The sequence below is a fragment of the Arenimonas malthae CC-JY-1 genome, assembly GCF_000747075.1.
GTDB classification, from domain to species: Bacteria; Pseudomonadota; Gammaproteobacteria; order Xanthomonadales; family Xanthomonadaceae; genus Arenimonas; species Arenimonas malthae.
The window spans coordinates 1-22,867 of the sequence record NZ_AVCH01000183.1; the positions used below are offsets into that span (position 1 = coordinate 1).

Consider the following 22,867-nt stretch of genomic DNA (forward strand, 5'->3'; position numbering starts at 1 on the left):
CGCCTGCGCGCCCGATGCCCGCGCCCATGCCCGCCGCCGCCAGCGCGCCGGCGCCGGTCTCCATCGAACACCGCCCCGAGCCCGCGCCGGCCCCGCCGCCGGTGCTGGCCACCGAAGTGGTGGACGAACTGCGCGCAGTGATGGGCAACGAGTACCTGAGCCTGGTGCGCCTGTTCCTGGAAGACGCGCCCCGGCACGTGCAGGCGCTGGAAGCCGCGGCCACTGCCAACGACATGGCCGCCATGGTGTCGCCGGCGCACACGCTGAAGTCGGCCAGCGCCAACCTGGGCGCCATGGCCCTCTCGGCCGCCGCCAAGCGCATCGAGCTGGGCGCGCGCCAGGGCGTTCTGCCGCGCCCGGCGGTGGCGGTGGCGGTGCTCGATTCCGAATACCGCCGCGCCTCGCAGGCGCTGCACGGATTGCTGCGCGGCTGAGGCCCGCGGTTTCCCCGGGGCGAAAAAAGGGCCCGGCATCGCTGCCGGGCCCTTCGTTTCTGCAGCGGGGCGTTACGTCAGAAGGACTCGACGTTCAGGCGGCCGTTGGTGGCCACCTTGCCCTGCACCGACGGGGTCGGGGCGGCGTTGTTGAGGATGGCCGCCTTGATCTGCGCCGCGGTGGCACCCGGGTGGCGGGCCGCGTACATCGCGGCGGCGCCGGTGACGTGCGGGGTGGCCATGGAGGTGCCGTTGTAGCTGGCGTAGCCGGAGCCGACGGTGGCGTTCTTGCCCTTGCCGCTGGCCACCGGAACCGTGGACCAGATGCCCGAGCCCGGAGCCGCGATGTCCACCGTGGTGGCGCCGTACTGCGAGTAGCTGGCCAGCGCGCCGGTGTTGGTCAGCGCCGCGACGGCGATGACGTTGTTGCTGGCGTAGCCGCTCGGGTAGGAAGCCGTGGCGTCGTTGTTGGTGCCGCTGTTGCCGGCCGCGGCGATGAACAGGATGCCGGCCGCGTCGGCGCGGTCGATGGCGTCCTTCAGCGCCTGCGAGAAGCCGCCGCCGCCCCAGGAGTTGTTGGTGGCGACCAGGTTCAGGCCATGGCGCTGCTTCATGTCGGTGAAGTAGTCCACCGCCTTGATGGCGTTGGCGGTGGTGCCGCCGCGGCTGCCCAGGAACTTGGCGCCCATCAGCTTCACCGACCAGCACATGCCGGCCACGCCGGTGCCGTTGCCACCGACCGCGCCGATGGTGCCGGCCACGTGGGTGCCGTGGTCGTCGGCGGTGCCGTCGAACACCGAGCTGTTGTTGCCGTCGAAGTCCCAGCCGTACACGTCGTCGGCGTAGCCGTTGCCGTCGTCGTCGATGCCGTTGCCGGCGATTTCGCCCGGGTTCTTGAACGCGTTCGGGGCCAGGTCGGCGTGGTTGTACATGTAGCCTTCGTCGATGATGCCGATCACGACGTTGGAGCAGCTGGTGCCGCCCGAGGCCCACACTTCGGCGGCCTGGCTGCCGTACTGGTTGGCCGGCGAGCTGGCGTTGCCGTAGACGCCCCACAGCGAACCGTTGGTGTAATAGGTGTCGTTCGAGGTGGCGGCGTGCTGCACGATCCAGTTCGGCTCGGCGAATTCGACGGCCTCGTCGGCGTAGAGCTCCGCCAGCAGGTCGACGATGTCGGCGTGGCCGCGCGCGTTGAGCAGCTCGACGTCGCCGCTGCGGCCACGGCCGCGGGACAGCACGTCGGCGCGGTTGCCGTTGACGCGGCCCATCACGCGGGCCTTGTCGGCGGCGGTGGCATCGGCGCGGAACTGGACGATGACCTGGTCGGCCTGGAACGGCTTGCCCTGGGCGATGCCGCGGGCGACGAGGTCGGGACGGCCGCCGGCGAAGGCGGTGGAGGCGGTACCGAGCGCGGCCAGGGTGGCCGCAGCCAGCAGGGTGGTGCGGAAGACGGACTTCATGTGCAAGGAACTCCCCGTAAGTGCCGGACCCAATACGGGGCCGGGTATCGGAACTTAGGGGGTGTGTGCAGAAATTGTCATTTTGCGATGCAGCACACAGTTTCAGCGGAAACCGTTACACAAAGCTGAACGAGATTTGCGCTAAAAAGGGCATTAAAAACAAAGGCCTGCCCAAACCGCGGACAGGCCTTCGTTCAGTTTCGGGCGGGCCGGCTCAGCTGCCGACCTTGGTCTGCAGGTAGTTCTGCTCGCCGATGCGCTGGATCAGCGCCAGCTGGGTTTCCAGCCAGTCGATGTGCTCTTCCTCGGAGGCCAGGATGTCGGCCAGCAGCTGGCGGCTGGTGTAGTCGGCCACCTGTTCGCAGTGGGCGATGCCGGCGCGCAGGTCGGGCACGGCCTGGTTCTCGAGCTTGAGGTCGCACTCCAGCGCTTCCTTCGGCGTCTGGCCGATGAAGAGCTTGCCGAGGTTCTGCAGGTTGGGCAGGCCGTCGAGGAACAGGATGCGCTCGACCAGGCGATCGGCGTGCTTCATCTCGTCGATCGATTCCTTGTACTCGTGCTCGCCCAGCTCCTTCAGGCCCCAGTTCTGGAACATGCGGGCGTGCAGGAAATACTGGTTGATGGCGATGAGTTCGTTGTAGAGCGCCTTGTTGAGGTGCTCGATGACCTTGGCGTCGCCTTTCATGGGCGCCTCCGCTTCCGTGGGTTGGGCGCCCAGCCTACCCCGATGCGCGGGCCGTGGCCGAAACGCCACTCACTTTCATCACGCCGCGGCGGCGAACACGGCCAGGGGGAGCTCGGTGGCCCGGGCTTCGCCCAGGATCTCGGAGGCCAGCTCGCCGCAGCTGCCGCAGCCACTGCCCAGCCCCGTGCGCATGGTCAGCTCGGCCAGCGAACCGCAGCCGGCTTCGGCCGCCCGGCGGATGTCGTGGTCGGTAACCCCGTGGCAAAGGCAGACGTACATGGCGGACCGTCCTGGATGGGAACGGTTCGCATTACGCCTCAGATGCGAATGATTGTCAACTACCGCCCGGAGCGGGCCTTCGGGGGTGGGGCGGGCAGCAGGGCGCGCAGGCCCTCGCCCGCCGGCGGCACGGCCTGCTCGCCGGCCACGGCCCGGGCCCGGGGGGCCAGGTGCTCCAGGGCCCGCACGTAGACCTCGCGCTTGAAGCTGACCACGTGCTCGGCCGGGTACCAGAAGTCCACCCAGCGCCAGCTGTCGAACTCGGGCTTTTCGGTGAGGTCCAGGCGCACGTCCTGCTCGCGCCCGGTGAGGCGCAGCAGGAACCACACCTGCTTCTGGCCAATGCACACCGGCCGGTTGCCCCGGCGGATGCAGCGGCGCGGCAGGCGGTAGCGCAGCCAGCCCGGCGTGGAGCCCAGCACTTCCACGTGCTCGGGCAGCAGGCCGGTTTCCTCGCGGAGTTCGCGGAACATCGCCTCGAGCGGCGTCTCGTCGGTGTTCATGCCGCCCTGCGGGAACTGCCAACCGTCGCGGTTGACCCGCCGGGCCCAGAACAGGCGACCGTCGCCGTGCATGAGCACGATGCCCACGTTGGGGCGATAACCGTCCGGATCGACCACGATCGGACTCCAAAAATCTACTGCGGCCAGACTGCCACAGCCCCGGAATGCCCCACAAGCACGGGCCCGGCATTTGACAGGGGGGGCCGCCAGGGCCCAAAATTCGCGGCCCTGTCTGCAACGGACAGGCCGCGTTGCCCCATGGCTATGTAGCTCAGCCGGTTAGAGCACAGCACTCATAATGCTGGGGTCGGTGGTTCGAGTCCACCCATAGCCACCATGAACGTCTCCAGCGAAATCCCACCCGACCCCCACAAGCGCGTCATGGCGTGGATTTTTTCGTGTCCCCAGAGCTGGGTTGTCCAGCCTGAGCATTGAAATCCGGGGGCAACTGGGGGCAACTTATGGGGCAACTTCCCCAGCTCCAGAATAGTTGCCCCCAATGCCGCTCACCGACGCTGCAATTCGCGCCGCGAAGCCCCGAGCCAAGCCCTTCAAGCTGTCCGACAGCGGCGGCCTGTATCTGGAAATTGCCCCCAGCGGCGGCAAGTGGTGGCGCTACAAGTACCGGCTGGCTGGCAGGGAAAAGCGGCTGAGTCTCGGCACCTATCCCGACACCTCACTTGCCGATGCAAGGGACCGGCATGCCCAGGCCCGCAAGCTGGTTGCCCAAGGGATCGACCCCAGCGCCCATCGGAAGGCCGAAAAGGCGGCGAACGTCGAACGGGTAGCCAACAGCTTTGAGGTCGTGGCCCGCGAATGGCTGGCCGTGAAGCGCCACGAGTGGACCGAAAAACAGCATGCGAAGGAACAGGCCCGCCTGGAGAAGCACGCGTTCCCATTTATTGGCAGGGAACCTGTTGGCAGCCTCGGCGTACGCGATATCCGCCCCCTGATTGAACGACCGGCAAAGGCGGGGCACCTGGAGCAGGCCCACCGACTGCGTTACCAGCTGAGCCGGGTCTTTCAGTTTGCCGTGGCAACTGAGCGGGCGGAGCGAGACCCAGCCGGAGACCTGAGAGCCGTCCTCCCGGCCCGAAACAAGAACAGGCACTTCGCTACCATCACCGATCCGACTCGCGTTGGGGAACTGCTTCGCGCCATTGACGGCTTCACGGGAACGTTCCCCGTCGCGTGTGCGCTCAAGCTGGCACCACTGTGGTTCTGTCGCCCAGGCGAGATTCGCATGGCTGAGTGGGCTCACTTCGACCTAGACGGCAGTGATCCGGTCTATCGCGTCCCGCCAGCAATCCGGAAACTCCGAAAGAACGAAAAAGAGAATCCAAATACCCAGCCCCACTTGATCCCGCTGGCCACGCAGGCCCTGGCGATCCTTCGTGAACTACAGCAGCTGACCGGCCGAGGCAGGTACCTGTTCCCGGGCGCTCGTGATCCGAAGCGGCATATGTCCGATGGCACGATCAACGCGGCCATTGCCAGAATCGGATTCAAGGGAGAACTTGTAGGCCATGGGTTCCGGCACATGGCTTCAACCATGCTAAACGAGCTTGGGTATCGGCCGGAGGTCGTGGAGCGCCAACTGTCCCATAAGGTGGCCGGCGTGGAGGGCGTTTACAACAAGTCCCAGCTAATTTCCGAGCGGAAGCAGATGATGCAGGCCTGGGCCGACTACCTCGATGCTCTCAAAGCCGGACCAACTGGCAAGATCACCCCGATCAAACGACGGGTCGCATAGCCCACAGATGACCCTCCCCTGAGTCAGGGGCGGACAACTCGTCAGCTCCCGAGTCGAGCAGCTACTCGGGCCCTGACCATCAACCCAGATGGAGCCTGGAGATGTTTCCTGACAACTTCCATCGCCTTCGTTGGCAGGAGCAGGCGATTCAGGCGGAGGCAGTTAAGGCGATTGAGTCGAGCCCAGACCACGGGCTTCACATTGGAATGGTAGAACGATCTCTCGACCTGTTGAATGTATTGGTCGGGAAGGCTCCGGCCAAGAATGATGACGACCTAACGATCCAGCTACTGGGAATCAGAGTTACGAATGATCTACTCGGCTGTCTCCGTTTAGCCCTCGGAGGATACTGCCAACCTGGCGTGATGCTCCTCCGAGACGCCTTCGAGACAACGCTTCTCGTGGACTACTTTCACCTTAGGCCAGAACGCATAGCGGAATGGAGGTCATTCACCTCGAATGACCCAAGCGCATCTAATGGCGAGAGCCGAAAAGCACTGCGCCAAGAGTTCAAGGCAGTCTCGATCCGAGAGGCTCTCGACAATCGAGACGCAGACGGATCCCTCCGCCGCATGAAGCGCTACAAGATGCTGAGCAGTCTGGGAGCGCACCCTACCTTTGCTGGCATTGCACTAACTAGAGACGAGAACGGCCTAGCCCAATGGGGGCCATTCTTCAGAGAAGCACTCTTGTTTGCTGTTATTGAAGAACTAGTATGGGTAGCCATGGAGGGCGCGTTTGTTCTTGGCCGCCACTTCGAACTCGAAGAAATTCCCCAGATTGCCGTAGATGTTGGATTCTACGAGACCATGAGTAGGTGGAATGAACACTTCTTCGACGTCCCACATCAAGCTGACCGATTCGAAGAGCTTCGAGAATTGCTCCATAAGGCTTAATGGATAGACCGCAATGAAGGGCGTAGGCAAGCACCACCTCCGAGGCAACTCAGCCCAAGCAATGCGCGATGCATGGCTAAGCAGTCGCTAGTCCTTGTCGATAGCATTCCAATCGACTTGATCTTCAAGATCAGACAATAACTCCACGAGAGCGGAACAGAATTCCGCGACCTCGATCTGATAGTGCCACTCAGCACCCTGATGGGTGCCCGTTAGATCAAGCCCTCCAGTCCAATACGACCATTGGCGCTTTAATCCAGCCTCCTCATCTCCGTTGTGTTCTTCATCGGCGACCTCGTAGATCGGCGCGATCTCGGATGCGTGGATAATCTTGTTACAGCACTCACGGACCGTAATCCGAACTCCGGAAGAAGCCGAAGCAATTGGGTGCTTTTCGCTTATCTCTTGGTCGAGTCTCTCCGGATCTACTGGATATACTTCTCCGTCAGCTTCCCACCGCTTTTTCTCGTGGACGATCATGTCCATAACGACGCGCGTTTTTATTGAGACTTCAATTAATTTCTCGCTAAGCGTGTACCTGAGCCAGCCCTCGTAGTAACCCCTGTTTATCGGACCGTCGTCCTCATCATCGCTCTCTACGCTTTGGTCTTGAGCAAAAGGCTTGGCCCCGTATGCGAGATGCATCAATAGGAATAGATTCTGGTGAATCGAGTCCAAATTAATTCTGTGCGGCATCACAAAGCCCTCCCTTCGATGGCGTCGGTGTTTTCAGGCCACCCACCTGTAGAACTAAGACCCACACAGGCGCAGGCCTCCCTACCTCTCGGACCGGGGTGCGGACGCCATTGCCAGGACAGTCTCAATATTCACATCAAGCGACTCCTGCACTGACACCCCCAAAACGTTCATGCCGGCAAACCGCGTGCGAATTAGCTCTTCGGCAATCTCATTCCGGCGCTTCTTTTCATGCTCAAAGAAGAGCCCGCGCACCATAGCAAAGTGAGGCTCAAGCTCTCGCGCAATATCCTGCCCAAGCGAGATCACCCTCCCTCCAGCACGCCACAGCCCTACCTCGAGACTGCTTCTGGGCGGGACATGGGGAAGGTATATTTCCAAGGCCTTAGATTCTCCCAATCCATCATCGTGGGCGAACATCCAGTCGCGGTAGCGCATGAGCACCTCGTGCAGCTCGAGCGCACGACCGGCCAGCTTTTGCGTGATAAAGGCTCTTGCGTTGAATTCAGTTCGAGCATAGTTAGCCTTGAATGGCTTCCCATACATAACAACTGCTGCAACCCATAGCGCCCTTTCGTGGAGCAGTTCGATTTCGTCTTCAGCGCACGCCGCAACCATTTCGTGAGCCGCCTCAATATCACGTCTGGCGTAATCAATTTCAGCCAGCTCTCGAATCCGGCGATCATCAACCCGATACTTGGCACCCTTCCGAATTGTGTAATTCCCGCCCTCGTCATAAATGGGACGGGGGAAGACTTCTTCGTCGCTTTGTTGGTCGGTCACGTCGAATCCTCAGGTTACGCCCCTCGTCTCGAGTGGCGGATCACTGCCGGAAATCTTTTAGCCGCACATTTCCAGATGGGCATCTAATAGATCGAGGATTCTACTCACCCCCCCCTACCCCCGGCTCTTTCGAGCCGATCCCCTGGGCGACCATTCATACAGCGGGCCAGAGAGATCGCAAGCGTGTCCCCGTATTGAGGCTGTGGATCGTGTCCCCGCAGGGGGGAACGGGGGAACAATTGGTTTACCAACAGTGAACTGCTGGTTCCACTGAGGGATATAACTGACAGCTACCCAGTAGAGTCCTCTTCAAGTGAGTATCTAGGTTCAGTTAGAGCACTTCGTGCTCTTCCTGTTCGCCATCCCTTCGGGATGGCTCACAGGTGGCTTGTTGAGCCCACAAGCGCAGGCAACGACCCACGCCCGTTTGTTCCTTCGTGGTCAGTCGTTCGACGGGAACAGCCCCTCCTCCGTCACACAGGGCATAGGAGACAGCACGGGGTCGGAGCATCCGTAGAACGCAACCAGGCGCGACGAGAGCCGCTCTGGCCGTCGACCTGCAACCTGGGGTGCGGGGCAGACGCTAACTGGGCCTATGGCGCGATTGACGCGCTTCTGGCTGCTCGACCCAGCTCGGGCAGCATGAGCCTAGGGGGCGGGCTCCAGCTGTATGTCCCGGTAGTGGAAATAAATCCCCTTTCGGACAGCAGAAGCCGGACCCGTCCGCGAATGCTTCCGTAGTGGAATTTAGGACCGTCGAGCGGGACGAAATGCAGCCTCGGCCGTAATTGTCCCGCTAGAGAAGAAACCCTTCCGCTACGCGATTCCGCGACAGCGCAACCCCTCCCCCATCAGCCTGCCCAGTGCGAAGCCTCGTGCCTCGCGCTGCGCTGCTGCGTGGGCAATTAACTGGACCCACCATGAGCAAGACCAATCGAACCATTTCCTACTTCATCGACGACCGTGGAAACCGCTGCGCCCTCGTGCCGCTCGCCAACTGTGATCGTTTCGCCATCCTGTACGCCTACAAGCTGGCGGAGCTTGAGGAAACCGGAATCTCCCTGAACTGGCAACTCAACTCCAACGGCCATGGCCGGACCTACGTGAAGCTGTCCCTCCCAGGGCGGGACGGACGCGTGGTAGCCCGCCTGATTGCCGGCGCTGCATACAAGCAGCAAGTTCACTACCTCAACGGTGACCCCCTGGACCTCCGGTGCGACAACCTTCTGATCGGCAAGGGCGGCAAGGCCCACAAGGACTGCTCGACGCTCCCCATCCTCACTGACCTTGACTCTGACTGGGAGTCCGCCGAGTGAGCCCCGCATCCATGACGAAGCCGACGATCCTGATCCGACTCCCTGAGGTCGTTGCCCGAACGGGCCTCAGCAAGTCTTCTATCTGGGCACGGGCAAGGGCCGGCTCCTTTCCGACGCCGGTCAAGCTTGGGCCGCGCACCACGGCATGGGTCGCTTCTGAGGTAGACCAGTGGGTGGCTGAGGCACTCGCTGCACGCCAGCACCGCCCATCCTGAGGGGGCAACTCTGGGGGCAACTTTGAGCACCCCTACCCGGGAGGCCCGCGCGTTTTGCGGCCTCCCGGGCCTTTTTCGGGAGCACCCATAGCCACCATCACTAAACCCGCATCCTGGCGGGTTTTTTTGTGCCCGAAAGTCGGCACCGTTCAGCGACCACTCTTGGCGCTTTGACGCAGGAACTCCCGAGTCTCCGCATCCGTGGACGTCACCAGGCAGCCCTTCATGCCCCGCGTCATCAGCGTTCGGTAAGTGTTGCGGATGATGCGGTCGACGCGGGCCATTGCCCCGGGCTGTTCCTTCACCAGCTTCTTCCAGCCCCGGATAGATCGGTCCATCTTCGAACGGCACTCGGGCCGCGTAACGAAGCACCCGTCGCGCACAACCAAGTCCGGGCCGAGGATCACGCCGACGTGGTCGACCTCCAGCCCCTGGCAGGTGTGGATGCAGCCGACCTCCTGCACCGACTCCTTCGCCATGATCCAGAGGCTGCCGTCGCGATCGAGGTTCCACTGCCGTCGATAGCCCTGCTCGGGGATTTCGATGTCCCAGGCCCTCGGGTCCTTCTTGCTCTTCCAGTCCCAGCAGTAGCCTGCCACCACGCGGGCGCGGTTGGCCGTGGCGTTGAGCCCGATGATGCGTTCGTGCAGCTCCGTAGCGGTGTCGACCACGTCAAACTGGAATTCACCCGGCTCGAGCGTCGGATTGGCGGTTTCGCGGATGCCGAGCGTGTGGTCCAGCCAGGCCAGGTAGGCGTCGGAGCCGCCACAGCGGAACTGCGAGGGCAGGTCCAGGCGCGTCAGCCCGATGCCCAGCCTGTTCGCCCATTCAACGATCTCGCCGGACTCGCCGATGTCGGCCAGCGTCACCACCTGTGCGTCGTCCACGAAGAAAACCGAGCAGCGCGCCGCCTGCATCAGCTCCTTGACCTGGTGCTCGCCGAGGTTGCCGTAGAGACCGGATTTCACGTTCAGCCGGTGTGCCTCGTCGACCACCAGAACGTCGTAGGAATCCGGCGTAACCTCGAAGAAGGAGCCGGAACTCCCAAACAATCCATCAATGACGATCAAGGGTCGATGCCCGCGCAGCTTCTGCTTGTAAACCGCGCGCGGCGCCGCGTTCTTGGACACGTATTTGGCCAGCTTCCGGCGCCGCGTCAGCTCGGACACCAGGTTGATCGCCACCACCGATTTGCCGGTTCCCGGCCCGCCCTCCACCAGCAGCACCTGCTTGGGCCCGGCCACGGACTGCTCCGCCAGCGTCAGGGCCGTTTCGTAGGCCACCTTCTGCTCGTCCAGCAGCACGAACTCGCGGTTGCCTGCCAGCATGCCGGCCACGGCATCGGCCAGCTGCTTCGACGGGCGGATGCGGCCGTGTTCGATCCGGTACAGCAGCTCGGCCCGGTCACCGCGATGGATGTGCCGGCGGATGAAGGCGCGCAGCTTCTCCTGCTCCTCCAACCCGTGCAGGAAAAGCGGGGCGCGCGCCAGGTAATCCGAGTAGCGTGCGTCGTCGATCTTACCGTCGCGCCGGTAGTTGTGCAGGTAGGCGCAGGGACGCAGGCGGATGTCGCCCTCGTACACGGCCTCGTTGAAGCCCTGCAGGGCCTCGGCGTAGGACCAGGCCTGGTAGCAGGGATGCGTGCCCTCGCGCTCGGCGCCGCCACCGCGGTTGGCTATGACAATGCCGTCCTTCTCGCTCACCCTGCAGTCCGACCACTGCTTGAGCTCGACCACCACCAGGTGCGGCGTGTCGTCCAGGTCATGCCCGGTCAGCAGCAGGTCGATGCGCTTTGAGCTCTGCGGGATCTGGTACTCGATGCCCACGCCCATCTCGTCGGGCAGGGCCGGGTCGCGCAGCACCTTGGCCATTTCCACCAGCGAGGCCTTCCACGAGCGGAACTCGGCGTCCGGCGCATAGTGGCCGGTGGCCTTCAGGTAGGCATCGGCCACCCGGTCCTCGATGAACCCGTCGGCGTCCTTCAGGAAGCTGGCACGGGTGCCGCTGTAGATGATCATCCGCTGTCGTGCCCCGCCATCCCCCATGGCCAGCGCACACCGTAACCCCGTGGCAGTGCCCGTCGCGAGGGCTGAAGCGAACCGGGAGAAAAAGTCGCAGTTCCACGCACTGCCCCAGCCTGGACAGCAGGTTGGACAACCGAGCATCCTGGTTCCCCGTAGGCGAATCTTGGGGAAACATGCCGTGACGGAGCTGCATCCCGGGCTATACGAACAGCTCCTGACGCACGCTCTCTCCGAACGCCTCCGCTCGGTCGGCGAGAAGCTGGTAATTGAATCCGGGCCCATACACGCAGACGAAGCCGCCGACCGCATCTCGCTCCACCTGGGACGCCTCCTGCGACAGGCCATCAGCGCCCTTGATGCCAAGAAGCGAGCCTCCGTCGGCGCAGCGCTGGCGCGCGAGGTGATCGCACTCCTCGAAAGCCACCCGGGCCTCGGGGTTGATGCGGGTGACCGCCCCGTCGAGCCAGCGTTGGTGCTCCGGGCACTCTTGGGCCGCCTGCCTGACGGCACGCCGGCAGACCTGCCACTACCCGCAACGCCCCTGCTCGACACAACGCTTCTCACCAATGCTCCAGGCGAGCCACGAGTCGGCCACCAGCTACGAACGGAATTCCCCTCGGCTGACCGGATCGACATCCTGATGGCATTCGTCCGCCAGACGGGCATTCGTCCGCTTCTCGACTTGATGCGCCGCCACGTCGAGCAGGGAAAGCGCCTCAGGCTTCTGACCACGACGTACACCGGGTCCACCGAGCTCTCAGCGCTCCAGGCGCTGAAGGACCTTGGCGCCGAGGTGCGGGTCTCCTATGACACCAGCGGCACGCGGCTACATGCAAAAGCCTGGCTGTTCCATCGTGCCTCCGGATACTCGACGGCATTCATTGGCTCGTCCAATCTGACCCATCAAGCGCAAGTGACTGGCTTGGAGTGGAATGTCCGGGTCGCCGGGGCGCGAAACCCGGATGTGATCGACAAGTTCTCGGCCGTCTTCGAGAGCTACTGGTCCCAGGACGATTTCAGGCCGTTCGATCCCACTGAGTTCCAGGAGTTGTCCAGGAGCGAAACCGACAGGGGGCCACGGATATTCCTGAGCCCCATCGAGATACGACCTGAGCCATTCCAGTCCAGGCTGCTGGAGTTGATCGCGCTGGCCCGGATACGCGGCCAGCACCGGAACCTCCTTGTCTCGGCCACGGGCACGGGCAAGACGGTCATGGCAGCCCTCGACTACCAGCGCCTGCGGTCTCAGATGTCCCGGTCCCGGCTTCTCTTCGTTGCCCACCGGAAGGAGATCCTCGACCAGAGCCTGGCGACCTTCCGGCACGCCCTGCGCGACCCAGCCTTTGGCGAACTGTGGGTTGGCGGGCAACGCCCCCGGCAGTTCGAGCATGTATTCGCCTCGATCCAGTCCATTTCCGCCACCGGCCTCGGCTCACTGGAGCCCGACCATTTCGACGTGGTCATCATCGATGAGTTCCACCACGCCGCCGCCGATAGTTACAGGGCTTTGCTTGAACACCTGGCGCCGAGGCAGTTGCTTGGCCTGACGGCCACGCCGGAGCGCGGCGACAGTGAACCAATCCTCCACTGGTTCAACGGCAGGATAGCGGCCGAGCTCAGGCTTTGGGATGCGATTGAGCAACAACGCCTCAGTCCCTTTGCCTATTACGGAATCAGCGACGGAACGGACCTGTCCAGGCTGAGTTGGCGACGTGGCCGCGGCTACGATGTCAACGAACTCGAGAACGTCCTGACGGCCGACGACGCGCTCGCACGACTCGTTATCAGGCAGGTCATGGGCACCGTACCCGACCCATCCTCCATGCGCGCCATCGGCTTCTGCGTCTCTGTGAAACATGCGCAGTTCATGGCCAAGCACTTCAGCACGGCAGGGATTCCTTCGATCGCCGTGACTGGCGAGACGCCGGCGGATGTCCGGGAAACGGCCCTGAGGGATCTTGCGACTGGTGAACTGAGGGTCGTATTCACCGTCGATCTGTTCAATGAGGGCGTCGACATCCCGACCGTGGACGCACTCTTCTTGCTCCGCCCCACGGACAGCCCGACCCTGTTCCTCCAGCAGCTGGGCCGCGGCCTCAGGCGGCACGTAGGGAAGTCGGTCTGCACGGTCCTCGATTTTGTCGGCCGGCATCGGAAGGAATTCCAGTTCCATCGCCGCCTGGGTGCCTTGCTGGGCGGCGGCCGCTCCAGCCTTTCACGCCAGGTGGAACAGGGCTTCCCGTTCCTACCCAGCGGCTGCCACATGCAGCTCGATTCGGTGGCTACCCAAGAGGTGCTCCGCAATCTCAGGGAGAGCCTTCCGGCCACGTTCCCGGCGCGCGCATCCGAGCTCCGCCGTGTTGCCGAGGAGTTTGATCGACCGACACTTTCAAGGTTCCTGGAGGAATCCGGACTTCCCCTGGAGGAGATCTACTCGGGCAATCACAGCTGGTCCGACCTCCAGGCCGCAGGAGGCTTGGCGACCCTTCCTGATGGCCCCCATGAGGCCGTGATCCGACGCGGAATAGGCCGTCTTCTGCACGTGGACGATCCAGTGCGGATCGAGACCTGGAAGAACTGGCTCTCGAGCGACGCCGCCGCACCAACCAGCCCGGCGCCCCTGAGGGAGCGCCGATTGATCCTGATGCTACTCGCCACGCTCCTTGAGAAGGTGCCGATGGATGACCAATCCCTAGACGCCGCCGCCAAGGTTTTGAGGGAGCACCCGCAGATAGTGGCGGAGGTTGGGGAATTACTCGATGTGCTGATGGAGCGCATCGACCATGTCCAGCCTGCCTTGCGGGACAAACCCGATATTCCGCTGGTTCTGCACGCGCGTTACACGCGACGCGAGATCCTTGCCGCGCTCGGCCCGGGGGACTCGATTGCCCTTTCTGCATGGCGCGAGGGCATCAGGTGGTTCCAGGAGGAGAAGGCAGACGTCTTCGCCTTCACGCTGGACAAGTCCGGGAGCCAGTTCTCGCCGACGACGCGCTACCGCGACTACGCCATCAGCCCGCGCATCATCCACTGGGAAAGCCAGTCGACCACCCGGGAAGACAGCGAAACCGGGCGCCGATACCAGCACCATGTCGAGCTCGGAAGCTCGGTCCTGATGTTCGCGAGAGCCACTGCCGACGACCGAGCATTCTGGTTCCTGGGCCCGGGAAGGTACCTATCCCACGAGGGCGAGCGCCCGATGGCGATCCATTGGGAGCTTGAGGAGCCGCTGTCTGGCGACATGTTCGCGCAGTTTGCGGCCGCGGTTTCCTGAGCCGGGATCCGGCCTTTCAATTCCTACCGTGCACCAACACTCAGCCCCCCTTGCGCCGCCCCGGCCGCGCCCCTAACGGCTGCTCCACCACCAACGCCCGTATCTGCCCCGCATTGGCAATCACATCCGCCAGCGTCAGCCCGTCCAGCACGCGGAAGAACGCTTCCAGCGCCTCGTGCATCGCCGCACGCAGCCGGCAGGCAGGCGAAAGCACGCACTGGTTGTTCACCTGGTCGAAGCACTCGACGATGCGGAAGTCGGCCTCGGTGGCGCGCACGATGGCGCCGATGTTTATATCGTTCGCCGGCACCGCCAGGCGCACGCCGCCGTTGCGGCCGCGCGTGGCCGCCACCACGCCCGACTGGGCCAGCTGGTTCACGATCTTCATCAGGTGGTTCTTCGAAATGCGGTAGCCGTCGGCCACCTGCTGGATCGTCACCAGCTCGTTCGGGTGCAGGCCCAGGTAGATCAGGACCCGGAGCGTGTAGTCGGTGTAGTCGGTGAGCTTCATGGGCGGAGCCTAGCGCAAAAGATGCATTCTGGATATTGCTTTACGGCGGGAGGTGGTTTTAAGATGCACGCCTCCTGCATCTTTAAGCCCCCCGGCGCCTGCCGGGCGCCCGATGAATACTGCCACCCTGCTGCTTTCCTCCTTCCTGCTGGCCGTCACGGCCCTGCTGGTTTTCATCTGGTCGCTCCGCAAGGGGCTGGCCGACCCCGACCCGGAGGCCGCCAGGGTCATCTTCGAGCCGGGTGAAATCGGCCGGCGCGACACGGGCGAACTGCCTCCCCGGGCCGAAGACATCCGCTGGGCGGCCGACCGCTCCACCGCCGCCCCGGTGCGCCTGATGCTGGTCTGCGCGGTGGCCTGGCTGCTGGTGGCGTCGTGGGCCGGGCTCACCAGCTCCATCAAGCTGCATGCGCCCGACTGGGCCGCCACCTCGGCCTGGCTCAGCTTCGGCCGCATCCGCACGCTGCACCTCAATGCCGTGGCCTACGGCTGGACGCCCATGGCGGCGCTGGGCATCGCCCTGTGGATGCTGCCCCGCCTGCTGCGCACCGAACTGGTGGGCGCGCGCTACGCCATGGTCGGCGCCGTGCTGTGGAACCTGGCGCTCATCGCCGGCCTGGCCTGCGTCGCGCTCGGCATTTCCGACGGCATGGAATGGCTGGAAATCCCCTGGCAAATCGGCCTGGTCTTCGCGCTCGCCGGCGCGCTCATCGCCATCCCGCTGCTGCTGACGCTGCGCAACCGCCGGGTCGAACACCTGTACGTGTCGGTCTGGTACATCGGCGCGGCGCTGTTCTGGTTCCCGGTGCTGTACGTGGTGGCGAAGTGGCCGGGCCTGCACTTCGGCGTCGAGGCCGCCACCATGAACTGGTGGTTCGGGCACAACGTGCTCGGGCTGTTCTACACGCCGCTCTCGCTGGCGGCGGTCTACTACTTCCTGCCCAAGGTCATCGGGCGGCCGGTCCAGTCCTACAACCTCTCCCTGGTGGGCTTCTGGTGCCTGGCCTTTTTCTACGGCCAAGTCGGCGGCCACCACCTCATCGGCGGGCCGGTGCCCGAGTGGCTGGTCACGCTCTCGATCGTGCAGAGCATGATGATGGTGGTGCCGGTGCTGGCGTTCACCGTCAACCAGCACCAGACCATGCGCGGGCACTTCGCGGTGCTCAACCACTCGCCCACGCTGCGCTTCATGGTGCTGGGCGGCATGATGTACACGCTCAGCTCGGTGCAGGGCTCGCTCGAGGCCCTGCGCAGCGTCAACACTGTCACCCACTTCACGCACTTCACGGTGGCGCACGCGCACCTGGGCCTGTACGGCTTCGTGACCATGGTGATGTTCGGCGCCATCTACTTCGCGCTGCCGCGCGTGGTGGGGCGCGAATGGCCCTGGCCGCGGCTGGTGGCGGCGCACTTCTGGCTGGTGATGGGCGGCTTCGCGGTCTACTTCACCGCGCTCACCATCGGCGGCTGGCTGCAGGGCCTGGCCATGCTCGACGCCAGCCGGCCCTTCATCGAATCGGTGCAGCTCACGCTGCCGTGGCTGCAGGGCCGCACCGTCGGCGGCGCCATCATGACGCTGGGCCACGCGCTGTTCGCGCTGCACGTCGGCGCCATGGTGCTGGGCCTCGGGCCGCGCCGCGAGGGCGCCGTCGACCTCTACCCGACCCCCCGGACCGCCTGACCATGGAAAGCCCCGCCAAACTCATCGCCGGCGCGATGGTGACGCTGGCCGTTGCCACCGCCTCGCTCGTCGTGCTGCCCTACCTGCAGCTCAAGCCGCTGCCGCCGCCGCCCGGCCTGGAGCCCTACACCGAAGCGCAGCTGCGCGGCCGCCAGCAGTACATCGCGCATGGCTGCGTGTATTGCCATTCGCAGCAGCCGCGCGACCCGTCGCAGGCGCCCGACGCCGCGCGCGGCTGGGGTCGCGCCTCCGTGGCCGCCGACTACACGCACGACCGCCCGCACCTGCTGGGCACCATGCGCACCGGCCCCGACCTGTTCAACATCGGCGCGCGCCAGCCCAGCGAGGACTGGCACCTGGGCCACCTGTACCAGCCGCGCGCCTACGTGCCGGGCAGCACCATGCCGCCCTACCCCTTCCTGTTCGAAACCAAGGCGAAGGCCGCGCCCGGCGACCGCGTCGTCACGCTGCCGCCCGGGCTTGGCCCGCCGGACGGCGTGGTGGTGGCGAAGCCTGAAGTGCGTGACCTGGTCGCCTACCTGCAATCGCTTGACCACACCTACCCGGTGCCCCTGCCCGAGGAAACGCCATGAGCCCCAGCCCGCAGCAACGCCGTGAAAACCCCGAGCCCAGCGAGGCGCGCAACCCCGTGCCGGTGGCAGTGATCGCCCTGGTGTCGCTGATGCTGGGCTGGGCGGCGGGTTACCTGATGGCCGCGCGGCCCGACGCCGATGCCAGCCTGGGCGACCAGCGCACGGCCCTGGCCGCCGCGCCGGCCGCCGCTTCCGATGCAACGGCGGTGGATGGCGGCGCGCTCTACGCCACCCACTGCGTGGCCTGCCACCAGGCCACCGGCGCCGGCCTGCCGGGCGTGTTCCCGCCGCTCGCCGGCTCGGAATGGGTGCTGGGCGACGAAGACACCCTGCTGCAAATCATGTTGCATGGCGTCTCGGGCCAGATCGAAGTCGCGGGCCAGGCCTACCAGGGTTCGATGCCCGCGTTCGGCGAACGCTTCAGCGACGAAGAAATCGCGGCGCTGGCCAGCCACCTGCGTTCGAGCTGGGGCAATGCCGCGCCGGCCGTGTCCGCCACGGCGGCCACCGCCGCGCGCACCCGCACCGCCGACCGCACCGCGCCCTGGAACGGGGGCGCCGAACTCGCGGCACAGGCGCCGTGAATCCCGCCGGGCCGGGCCGGACGCTGGCCGCGCTGGCGGTCATCGCCGTCGCGGCGCTGGCGGCGTTCTGGACGGCCACGTCGGGCTTCCGCGTCCTCACCAGCGAATCGGCGCGCCGCCTTTCCGTGAGCCGCCAGCCGCTCGCGCTTCCCTCGGCCCGCCTGGCCGATGGCCGCGAACTGACGGCCGCCATCCGCGACGATGGCCGCGTGGTATTGGTGGATTTCATCTACACGCAGTGCGAAAGCCTATGCACGGCGCTCGGCACCGACTACCAGCAGCTGCAGCGCGAAATACAGCGGCGCGGGCTTGGCGACCGCGTGCGCCTGCTGAGCCTGAGCTTCGACCCCGACCGCGACGACGCTGCCACCCTGGCCCGCCACCAGGCCCGGCTGCGCGCCGACCCCGCGCTCTGGCAGGCCTCCACCGTGCCCGACGTGGCGCAGCGCGCGCGCCTGCTGGCTGCGTTCGGCATCGTGGTGGTGCCGGACGGCCGCGGCGACTTCGTGCACAACGCCGCCATCCACGTCGTGGATGCGCAGGGCCGCCTGCGCGGCATCCACGACCTGGGCCGCTGGCCGTCGGCGCTGGCCGATGCGCTGGAGGCGAACTGATGCCTTCGCGCGCGCAGGGGTTGGCCGGGCTGGCCGTGGTCGCGGTGGCCGCGACGCCTCACGCCCGGGGCGTACTCGAAGGCAGCATGGCCCTGCACATGCTGGTGCAGATTCCCTTGCTGGTGCTGGCCGGGCACTGGCTGTCGGCCGTATTGCCCGCACGCTTTCGCCAGACCCTGCAGTCCTTCAACGCGCATGGCGTAAGCGGCTGGGTGCTGGCCAGCCTGGCCTTGGCGTTCTGGATGCTGCCGCGCGCCCTCGATGCAGCGGTGGCCACGCCCTGGATCGACGCCGCCAAGTTCAGCGTCCTGCTGCTGGCCGGAGCGGCGCTGCGCGGGTCGTGGGCTGCATCCCGCCCGGTCATCCAGCTGTTTTTCATCGGCAACTGGGCCTGGATGACGGCCACGGTGGGGCTGCTCTACGTCGAAGCACCGCAGCGGTTGTGCAACGCCTACCTGCTGGGCGACCAGGCCACCACCGGCTACGGCCTGATTGCCGCGGCCGTGCTTCTCCCGCTGCTCTGGGGGTGGGACTACCTGCGCAGGAACGAAGCCTGACGTTTCGCCGGCGGCCGTCGCGCCAAAAGTAAAGGCCCGCCGATTGGCGGGCCTTTCCACATCCAAACCGGCAACCGCCTTACAGGGCCTCGCCCCCGAACTTGTGCGTGTACTGCAGGAAGAAGCTCCTGCCCTGCGTGTCGAACCACGAAATGTCGTAGTACGGGTACGAGGTGTAGGTCGGGTCGGCGGGCGGCTGCTTGTCGAACAGGTTCACCACCGACAGCGTGATGCGCGAGTGGTCGGTGAAGGCGTAGCCGAAGGTGGCGTTGTAGCGGTAGGTCGCGCCGATCTTCGGGCCCGGGTCGCCCTCCTCCCACACCTCGTCGTAGGACCAGCCGTTGGGCAGGCTGCCCAGGCGGCGGCCCTGGATGGCGGCGCTCCAGCCCTCGCGCTCCCAGGAAAGCCGCAGGCTGGCCTTGCTGCGCGGGATGTCGTAACCGCTGTTCACGGCGAACATGTCCACCACCGCCTCGTCCGGGTACTCCTGGATCTCGTGCGTGCGCACCCAGGTGTAGTTGCCGGCCAGGCGGAAGGTTCCGAACCCCGTCTCCATGCGCACGTGCGTGCTGAAGTCCACGCCGTCGGTGCTTTCGTTGGCGATGTTGATGGGGTTCACGTGCACGCCGTAGATGGCGCCGGTATTGGTGCGGGTGACGCGCGCCAGCATGTCCACGCAGGTGGCCGAGCCGGGATCCGCGCCGTTGATGCCCAGGCGGCAGTCACGCTCCCAGCGCATCACCTCGTTCGCGCGCAGGTCCTGCACCTGGTTGCTCATGTCGATGCTGAAGTAGTCCACCGAGAAGTCCAGCCAGTCGGTCGGCGACCACACCAGGCCGGTGGTCCAGGAATCGCTGGTCTCGGGCTTGAGGTCGCGGTTGCCCACGCGGCTGCGGATGATGCCCTCGTCGCCGTAGCTGCAGTCGTCGTAGCTCTCGTCCGGCTCCTGGGTGTCGCAGCGGTAGAAGTCCACCACCGAGGTTTCGTCGTTGCCCGGGCCGGTGAACACGTAGTGCAGGTCCGGCGCGCGGAAGGCAGTGCCGTAGGAGCCACGCACCAGCAGGCTCTCCAGCGGGCGCCATTCCACGCCCGTGCTCCAGGTGGGCTTGTTCGGCTCGCGGCCGGCGAAGCGGTACTGGTCGAAGCGGCCGGCCACGCTCACGTTCAGGGTGTCCAGCACGGGCATGCGCAGTTCGCCGGCCAGGGCCCAGCGGTTGCGGCTGCCGGAGCCATCGGAGTCCTTCCAGCTGTAGTAGTAGTACTGCGTGGCCAGCGGGTCGGGCTTGAGGTCGTAGGACTGGTGGCCGAACTCGGCCGTGGCCGCGAAGCCGGCGTCGCCGCCCGCCATCGCGAACAGCGCCGCGTTGGTGAGCGTGAACGACAGCGTCTGGGTTTCCGACTCCGGGTGGTAGGTGGTGCGGGCGAAGATGGCGTCGTACTCGGCGCGGGTCAGCGGCGTGTACATACGCTCGTAGGGCGCGTCGTAAATCGGGTAGCCGTCTTCGTCGTAGCCCAGCAGCGGGCCCAGGAACAGGTCGTTGGCGCGCGAGGCCACGATCTGCGGCCAGCTGATCTCGGCCCGGTACTGCGAATGGCTCAGCGCCGCCTCGTAGTCCCAGTTCTCGCCGAAGGTGCCGGTGAAGCCGGTGGTCAGGCCAAAGGTCTTCTGCACGGTGTTCACCATGCCGGTGCGCAGCCCGCCCATTTCCTCCACGGTGAACTGGCGCTGCCAGTACTCCAGCTGCTCCGTGTCCTGGTTGTAGAAGTAGTCCCACTCGGTGCCGTCGGGCGTCATCAGCGCCCAGCTGCGCGGGGCGCGGAACAGCGAAACTTCATGCCGGCCGGCCTGCACGTCGGCGAACCAGCGCATGCCGTTGGCCAGGTCGTAGCCCAGGGTGGCGAACAGGTTCACGCCGCTGCGTTCGCTCAGCATGGTGCGGTAGGCCACGGCGCGGTCGGAGCCGCAGTAGTAGCCGTAGTTGCGCCGGTAGGCGTAGTGCATCGTGCCTTCGTTGAGGTTCGACAGCGCGTCGCAGGTTTCCTCGCCCGGGTCGATGTAGTCGTCCCACCAGTCGGTGATCAGGAAGTTGCGCGGCGGGTAGCCGTAGCGCGAGGGGTTGGGCGCGTCGTAGCTCGAATCCTGCTGGCTGCGCTGGTAGCCCCACAGCGGGTCCTGTTCCAGGTATTCCAGGCCGGCCACCAGGTCGAAGCCGCCCTTGCTGAAGCCGCCGGAGAGGTTGAGCCGGTGGGACACGGCGTCGCCGGCTTCGGTCTGGCCGTAGCGGTAGTCAATGGTGGTGCCGTCGGCCTGCTTCTTCAGGATCAGGTTCACCACGCCGGAAATGGCGTCGGAACCGTAGATGGCCGAGGCGCTGCCGGTGAGCACTTCGATGCGGTCGATCATGCCCAGCGGCAGGCTGGAGATGTCGGTGAAGTTGCTGCGGCCGCCGAAGGGCAGCGGGAAGTCGGCGATGCGCCGGCCGTTCACCAGCACCAGGGTGTGGTTGGGGCCGAGCGCGCGCAGGTCCACCTGCTGGGCACCGGGCGAGAAGTCGGCGCCACCGGCCGACTGCTGGCTCTGGGTTTCGCCGCCGTTCTGGGTGAGCGACTGCAGCACGTCGGGCACCGAGGTGAAGCCGCCGGCCTGGATGTCGGCGGCGGTGACCACGGTGATGGGCGCCGGGCCTTCGATCTGCGAACGCGGAATGCGCGAACCGGTGACCTGCAGGGTTTCCAGTGTGGCGGGTTCTTCGGCCACGGGCTCGGCGGGCGCCGCCGGTGCAGGCGCGGGGACCGGCGCGGGCGCAGGCGGCGGGTTCGCCACCGCGGCGCGCACGATCACCACGGCGCCGGCGTCCCCACGCCGGGCCACGAAGCCGCTGCCCGCGAGCAGCTTGTCCAGTGCCTGGTCGGGCGTCAGGTTGCCCTGCGCGCCGCCGGTGTCCACGCCGCGCAGCTGGTCGGCCGGGTATACGACCTGGGTGCCGGACTGGCGCGACAGCGAATCGAGCGCGCCGGCGAGGCTGCCGGCCGGGATGTCGATCGGGCGCGCCGGTTCCTGCGCCTGCGCGGACAGCGCCGCGGAACAGGCCAGGCTCAGCAACAGGCGTCGAAACGGTAACTTCATGGCAACCCTCCCCTGGTAGGCGCACGTCGTGGCGCCCTTGGCCATCACGACGAACGGACGCGCGATTCCCCCCATCCCCGGGGGAGGCCGCGGCTCAGCGGCAGGCGGCGGCCCCGGCCGAATGCAGCACCACGGCCTCGTCGCGGCGCTCGGCGCACACGGGGAAACCGGCCTCCAGTAGCGAAACGAAGGTGTCCACGTTGTCCCAGCGGAAGCTGCCGCCCACCCGCAGGGCACCGGCGGCTTCGTCGCCCACGAGCAGGCGGCGCGCGTTGTAGCGGTTGAACTCTTCGGCCGCGGCGGCCAGCGACGTGTCCTGGAACGCCAGGTAGCCGCTGCGCCAGTCCACCAGCCGCGCCACTTCCTCCAGCGTCTGCCGGCGCACCAGCACACCGTCGCCGCCGGTGCTGGCCACGCTGCCGGCGGTCAGCAGGGTGCCGGGCGCGTCGGGGTCGCCGGCGTCGGCCAGGCGCACGGTGCCTTCGGTCACCACCACGCGCACCTCGTCGCCCTGGCGGCGCACGGAAAACGCGGTACCCACGGCCACCACCCGGTGTTCGCCCACGGCCACCACGAAGGGGCGGGCGCGGTCCTTGGCCACTTCGAAATAGCCCTCGCCCTGCGCCAGCTCCACCCGGCGCTGGCCGCGGTCCAGGCGCACGTGGATGCGGCTGTCGCTGCCCAGCGTGGCGCGCGAACCGTCGGACAGCGGCACGGTGTCGAGCTTGCCCAGGGCGGTGCGGTAGTCGGCGGTTTCGATGCCGCTTTGCCACCAGGCGCTGCCCGCGAGCACGGCCAGCACCAGCGCGGCGGCGATGCCGGCCAGGCGCCGCAGCCAGGCATACGCGGGCTTCGCGGCGGCGGCGTGGCGCGGGCGCGGGC

The 22,867-nt window shown here is 65.9% G+C and carries 21 protein-coding genes and 1 tRNA gene; 12 read left to right on the top strand and 10 right to left on the bottom strand.

Annotated elements, in window-relative coordinates; genetic code table 11:
* Positions 1 to 434: Hpt domain-containing protein (locus N790_RS11620; RefSeq protein ID WP_211251992.1), on the top strand; the 434-nt coding region annotated here is incomplete at its 5' end.
* A gap of 77 nt (positions 435 to 511) precedes the next feature.
* Here N790_RS11620 and N790_RS11625 read toward each other — a convergent pair.
* The 4 genes from N790_RS11625 to N790_RS11640 form a co-directional block, all read right to left on the bottom strand.
* Positions 512 to 1,894 (bottom strand): S8 family peptidase, encoded by a 1,383-nt coding sequence (locus tag N790_RS11625; protein WP_043804342.1) that lies wholly within the window; start codon positions 1,892 to 1,894, stop codon positions 512 to 514.
* A 214-nt stretch (positions 1,895 to 2,108) separates the two neighbouring features.
* Positions 2,109 to 2,579, bottom strand: a complete 471-nt coding sequence (gene bfr / locus N790_RS11630) for a bacterioferritin (RefSeq protein ID WP_043804343.1) — start codon at positions 2,577 to 2,579, stop codon at positions 2,109 to 2,111.
* Positions 2,580 to 2,657: 78 nt separating this feature from the next.
* A complete protein-coding gene (locus N790_RS11635; RefSeq protein WP_043804345.1) occupies positions 2,658 to 2,858 on the bottom strand; it encodes a (2Fe-2S)-binding protein in 201 nt (66 codons plus the stop codon).
* Between the two features lie 59 nt (positions 2,859 to 2,917).
* Positions 2,918 to 3,478: an RNA pyrophosphohydrolase gene (locus N790_RS11640; protein ID WP_084062882.1), complete on the bottom strand. Its 561-nt coding sequence runs from the start codon at positions 3,476 to 3,478 to the stop codon at positions 2,918 to 2,920.
* A 143-nt stretch (positions 3,479 to 3,621) separates the two neighbouring features.
* Between N790_RS11640 and N790_RS11645 the strand changes: the two genes are divergently transcribed.
* The 3 genes from N790_RS11645 (at position 3,622) to N790_RS16115 (ending at position 6,010) form a co-directional block, all read left to right on the top strand.
* Positions 3,622 to 3,698: transfer RNA gene (locus N790_RS11645), tRNA-Met, on the top strand.
* A 162-nt stretch (positions 3,699 to 3,860) separates the two neighbouring features.
* On the top strand, positions 3,861 to 5,114 hold the full coding sequence (locus tag N790_RS11650) for a tyrosine-type recombinase/integrase (protein WP_043804346.1): 1,254 nt from the start codon (positions 3,861 to 3,863) through the stop codon (positions 5,112 to 5,114).
* Positions 5,115 to 5,215: 101 nt separating this feature from the next.
* On the top strand, positions 5,216 to 6,010 hold the full coding sequence (locus tag N790_RS16115; RefSeq protein ID WP_156970059.1) for a hypothetical protein: 795 nt from the start codon (positions 5,216 to 5,218) through the stop codon (positions 6,008 to 6,010).
* A gap of 87 nt (positions 6,011 to 6,097) precedes the next feature.
* On the opposite strand, the gene N790_RS16120 is transcribed toward N790_RS16115, so the two are convergent.
* Both N790_RS16120 and N790_RS16125 read right to left on the bottom strand, forming a co-directional pair.
* A complete protein-coding gene (locus N790_RS16120; RefSeq protein ID WP_156970060.1) occupies positions 6,098 to 6,655 on the bottom strand; it encodes a hypothetical protein in 558 nt (185 codons plus the stop codon).
* Positions 6,656 to 6,787: 132 nt separating this feature from the next.
* Entirely contained in the window at positions 6,788 to 7,489 is a 702-nt protein-coding gene (locus tag N790_RS16125; protein ID WP_156970061.1) for a hypothetical protein, read from the bottom strand.
* Positions 7,490 to 8,409: 920 nt separating this feature from the next.
* Between N790_RS16125 and N790_RS11655 the strand changes: the two genes are divergently transcribed.
* Positions 8,410 to 8,805: a hypothetical protein gene (locus tag N790_RS11655; protein WP_043804348.1), complete on the top strand. Its 396-nt coding sequence runs from the start codon at positions 8,410 to 8,412 to the stop codon at positions 8,803 to 8,805.
* An 11-nt stretch (positions 8,806 to 8,816) separates the two neighbouring features.
* Entirely contained in the window at positions 8,817 to 9,020 is a 204-nt protein-coding gene (locus N790_RS15740; RefSeq protein ID WP_043804350.1) for a helix-turn-helix transcriptional regulator, read from the top strand.
* A gap of 149 nt (positions 9,021 to 9,169) precedes the next feature.
* Here the strand turns inward: N790_RS15740 and N790_RS11665 are convergent, their stop codons facing one another.
* Positions 9,170 to 11,038, bottom strand: coding sequence for a DUF2075 domain-containing protein (locus N790_RS11665; RefSeq protein WP_043804352.1), 1,869 nt, complete (start codon positions 11,036 to 11,038; stop codon positions 9,170 to 9,172).
* A gap of 184 nt (positions 11,039 to 11,222) precedes the next feature.
* On the opposite strand from N790_RS11665, the gene N790_RS11670 reads away from it, so the two are divergent.
* The gene (locus N790_RS11670) at positions 11,223 to 14,318 is read left to right on the top strand and encodes a DUF3427 domain-containing protein (RefSeq protein ID WP_052385900.1); all 3,096 of its coding nucleotides are present in this window, start codon (positions 11,223 to 11,225) and stop codon (positions 14,316 to 14,318) included.
* A 40-nt stretch (positions 14,319 to 14,358) separates the two neighbouring features.
* Here the strand turns inward: N790_RS11670 and N790_RS11675 are convergent, their stop codons facing one another.
* Positions 14,359 to 14,829 (bottom strand): RrF2 family transcriptional regulator, encoded by a 471-nt coding sequence (locus N790_RS11675; protein WP_043804353.1) that lies wholly within the window; start codon positions 14,827 to 14,829, stop codon positions 14,359 to 14,361.
* A 112-nt stretch (positions 14,830 to 14,941) separates the two neighbouring features.
* Here N790_RS11675 and N790_RS11680 point away from each other — a divergent pair, with 112 nt between their 5' ends.
* From N790_RS11680 to N790_RS11700, 5 genes are read left to right on the top strand one after another with little or no spacing between them, the layout of a single operon-like run.
* Positions 14,942 to 16,510, top strand: a complete 1,569-nt coding sequence (locus N790_RS11680) for a cbb3-type cytochrome c oxidase subunit I (RefSeq protein WP_043804355.1) — start codon at positions 14,942 to 14,944, stop codon at positions 16,508 to 16,510.
* Between the two features lie 2 nt (positions 16,511 to 16,512).
* The gene (locus N790_RS11685; protein ID WP_043804357.1) at positions 16,513 to 17,103 is read left to right on the top strand and encodes a cbb3-type cytochrome c oxidase subunit II; all 591 of its coding nucleotides are present in this window, start codon (positions 16,513 to 16,515) and stop codon (positions 17,101 to 17,103) included.
* A complete protein-coding gene (locus N790_RS11690) occupies positions 17,100 to 17,687 on the top strand; it encodes a c-type cytochrome (protein WP_043804358.1) in 588 nt (195 codons plus the stop codon). Before N790_RS11685 ends, N790_RS11690 begins: the two co-directional genes overlap by 4 nt.
* A complete protein-coding gene (locus N790_RS11695; protein ID WP_052385901.1) occupies positions 17,684 to 18,301 on the top strand; it encodes an SCO family protein in 618 nt (205 codons plus the stop codon). The genes N790_RS11690 and N790_RS11695 overlap by 4 nt, the downstream gene beginning before the upstream one ends.
* Positions 18,301 to 18,858, top strand: coding sequence for a hypothetical protein (locus N790_RS11700; protein ID WP_043804360.1), 558 nt, complete (start codon positions 18,301 to 18,303; stop codon positions 18,856 to 18,858). Before N790_RS11695 ends, N790_RS11700 begins: the two co-directional genes overlap by 1 nt.
* Positions 18,859 to 18,937: 79 nt before the next feature.
* Here N790_RS11700 and N790_RS11705 read toward each other — a convergent pair whose 3' ends face one another.
* Both N790_RS11705 and N790_RS11710 read right to left on the bottom strand, forming a co-directional pair.
* Complete coding sequence (locus N790_RS11705; RefSeq protein WP_043804361.1) at positions 18,938 to 21,985, bottom strand: TonB-dependent receptor; 3,048 nt, start codon at positions 21,983 to 21,985, stop codon at positions 18,938 to 18,940.
* A gap of 94 nt (positions 21,986 to 22,079) precedes the next feature.
* Positions 22,080 to 22,867 (bottom strand): FecR family protein (locus N790_RS11710; RefSeq protein ID WP_052385902.1); only part of this gene is annotated, 788 nt, incomplete at its 5' end.

Excerpts from the sequence above, each read along its gene's own strand:
- N790_RS16115 (WP_156970059.1), top strand. The coding sequence starts at position 5,216 with ATGTTTCCTGACAACTTCCATCGCCTTCGTTGGCAGGAGCAGGCGATT.
- N790_RS11700 (WP_043804360.1), top strand. The coding sequence starts at position 18,301 with ATGCCTTCGCGCGCGCAGGGGTTGGCCGGGCTGGCCGTGGTCGCGGTG.
- N790_RS11690 (WP_043804358.1), top strand. The coding sequence starts at position 17,100 with ATGAGCCCCAGCCCGCAGCAACGCCGTGAAAACCCCGAGCCCAGCGAG.
- N790_RS11650 (WP_043804346.1), top strand. The coding sequence starts at position 3,861 with ATGCCGCTCACCGACGCTGCAATTCGCGCCGCGAAGCCCCGAGCCAAG.
- N790_RS11655 (WP_043804348.1), top strand. The coding sequence starts at position 8,410 with ATGAGCAAGACCAATCGAACCATTTCCTACTTCATCGACGACCGTGGA.
- N790_RS11680 (WP_043804355.1), top strand. The coding sequence starts at position 14,942 with ATGAATACTGCCACCCTGCTGCTTTCCTCCTTCCTGCTGGCCGTCACG.
- N790_RS11635 (WP_043804345.1), bottom strand. The coding sequence starts at position 2,858 with ATGTACGTCTGCCTTTGCCACGGGGTTACCGACCACGACATCCGCCGG.
- N790_RS11675 (WP_043804353.1), bottom strand. The coding sequence starts at position 14,829 with ATGAAGCTCACCGACTACACCGACTACACGCTCCGGGTCCTGATCTAC.
- N790_RS16120 (WP_156970060.1), bottom strand. The coding sequence starts at position 6,655 with ATGCATCTCGCATACGGGGCCAAGCCTTTTGCTCAAGACCAAAGCGTA.
- N790_RS11665 (WP_043804352.1), bottom strand. The coding sequence starts at position 11,038 with ATGATCATCTACAGCGGCACCCGTGCCAGCTTCCTGAAGGACGCCGAC.
- bfr (WP_043804343.1), bottom strand. The coding sequence starts at position 2,579 with ATGAAAGGCGACGCCAAGGTCATCGAGCACCTCAACAAGGCGCTCTAC.
- N790_RS11625 (WP_043804342.1), bottom strand. The coding sequence starts at position 1,894 with ATGAAGTCCGTCTTCCGCACCACCCTGCTGGCTGCGGCCACCCTGGCC.
- N790_RS11705 (WP_043804361.1), bottom strand. The coding sequence starts at position 21,985 with ATGAAGTTACCGTTTCGACGCCTGTTGCTGAGCCTGGCCTGTTCCGCG.
- N790_RS11685 (WP_043804357.1), top strand. The coding sequence starts at position 16,513 with ATGGAAAGCCCCGCCAAACTCATCGCCGGCGCGATGGTGACGCTGGCC.
- N790_RS15740 (WP_043804350.1), top strand. The coding sequence starts at position 8,817 with ATGACGAAGCCGACGATCCTGATCCGACTCCCTGAGGTCGTTGCCCGA.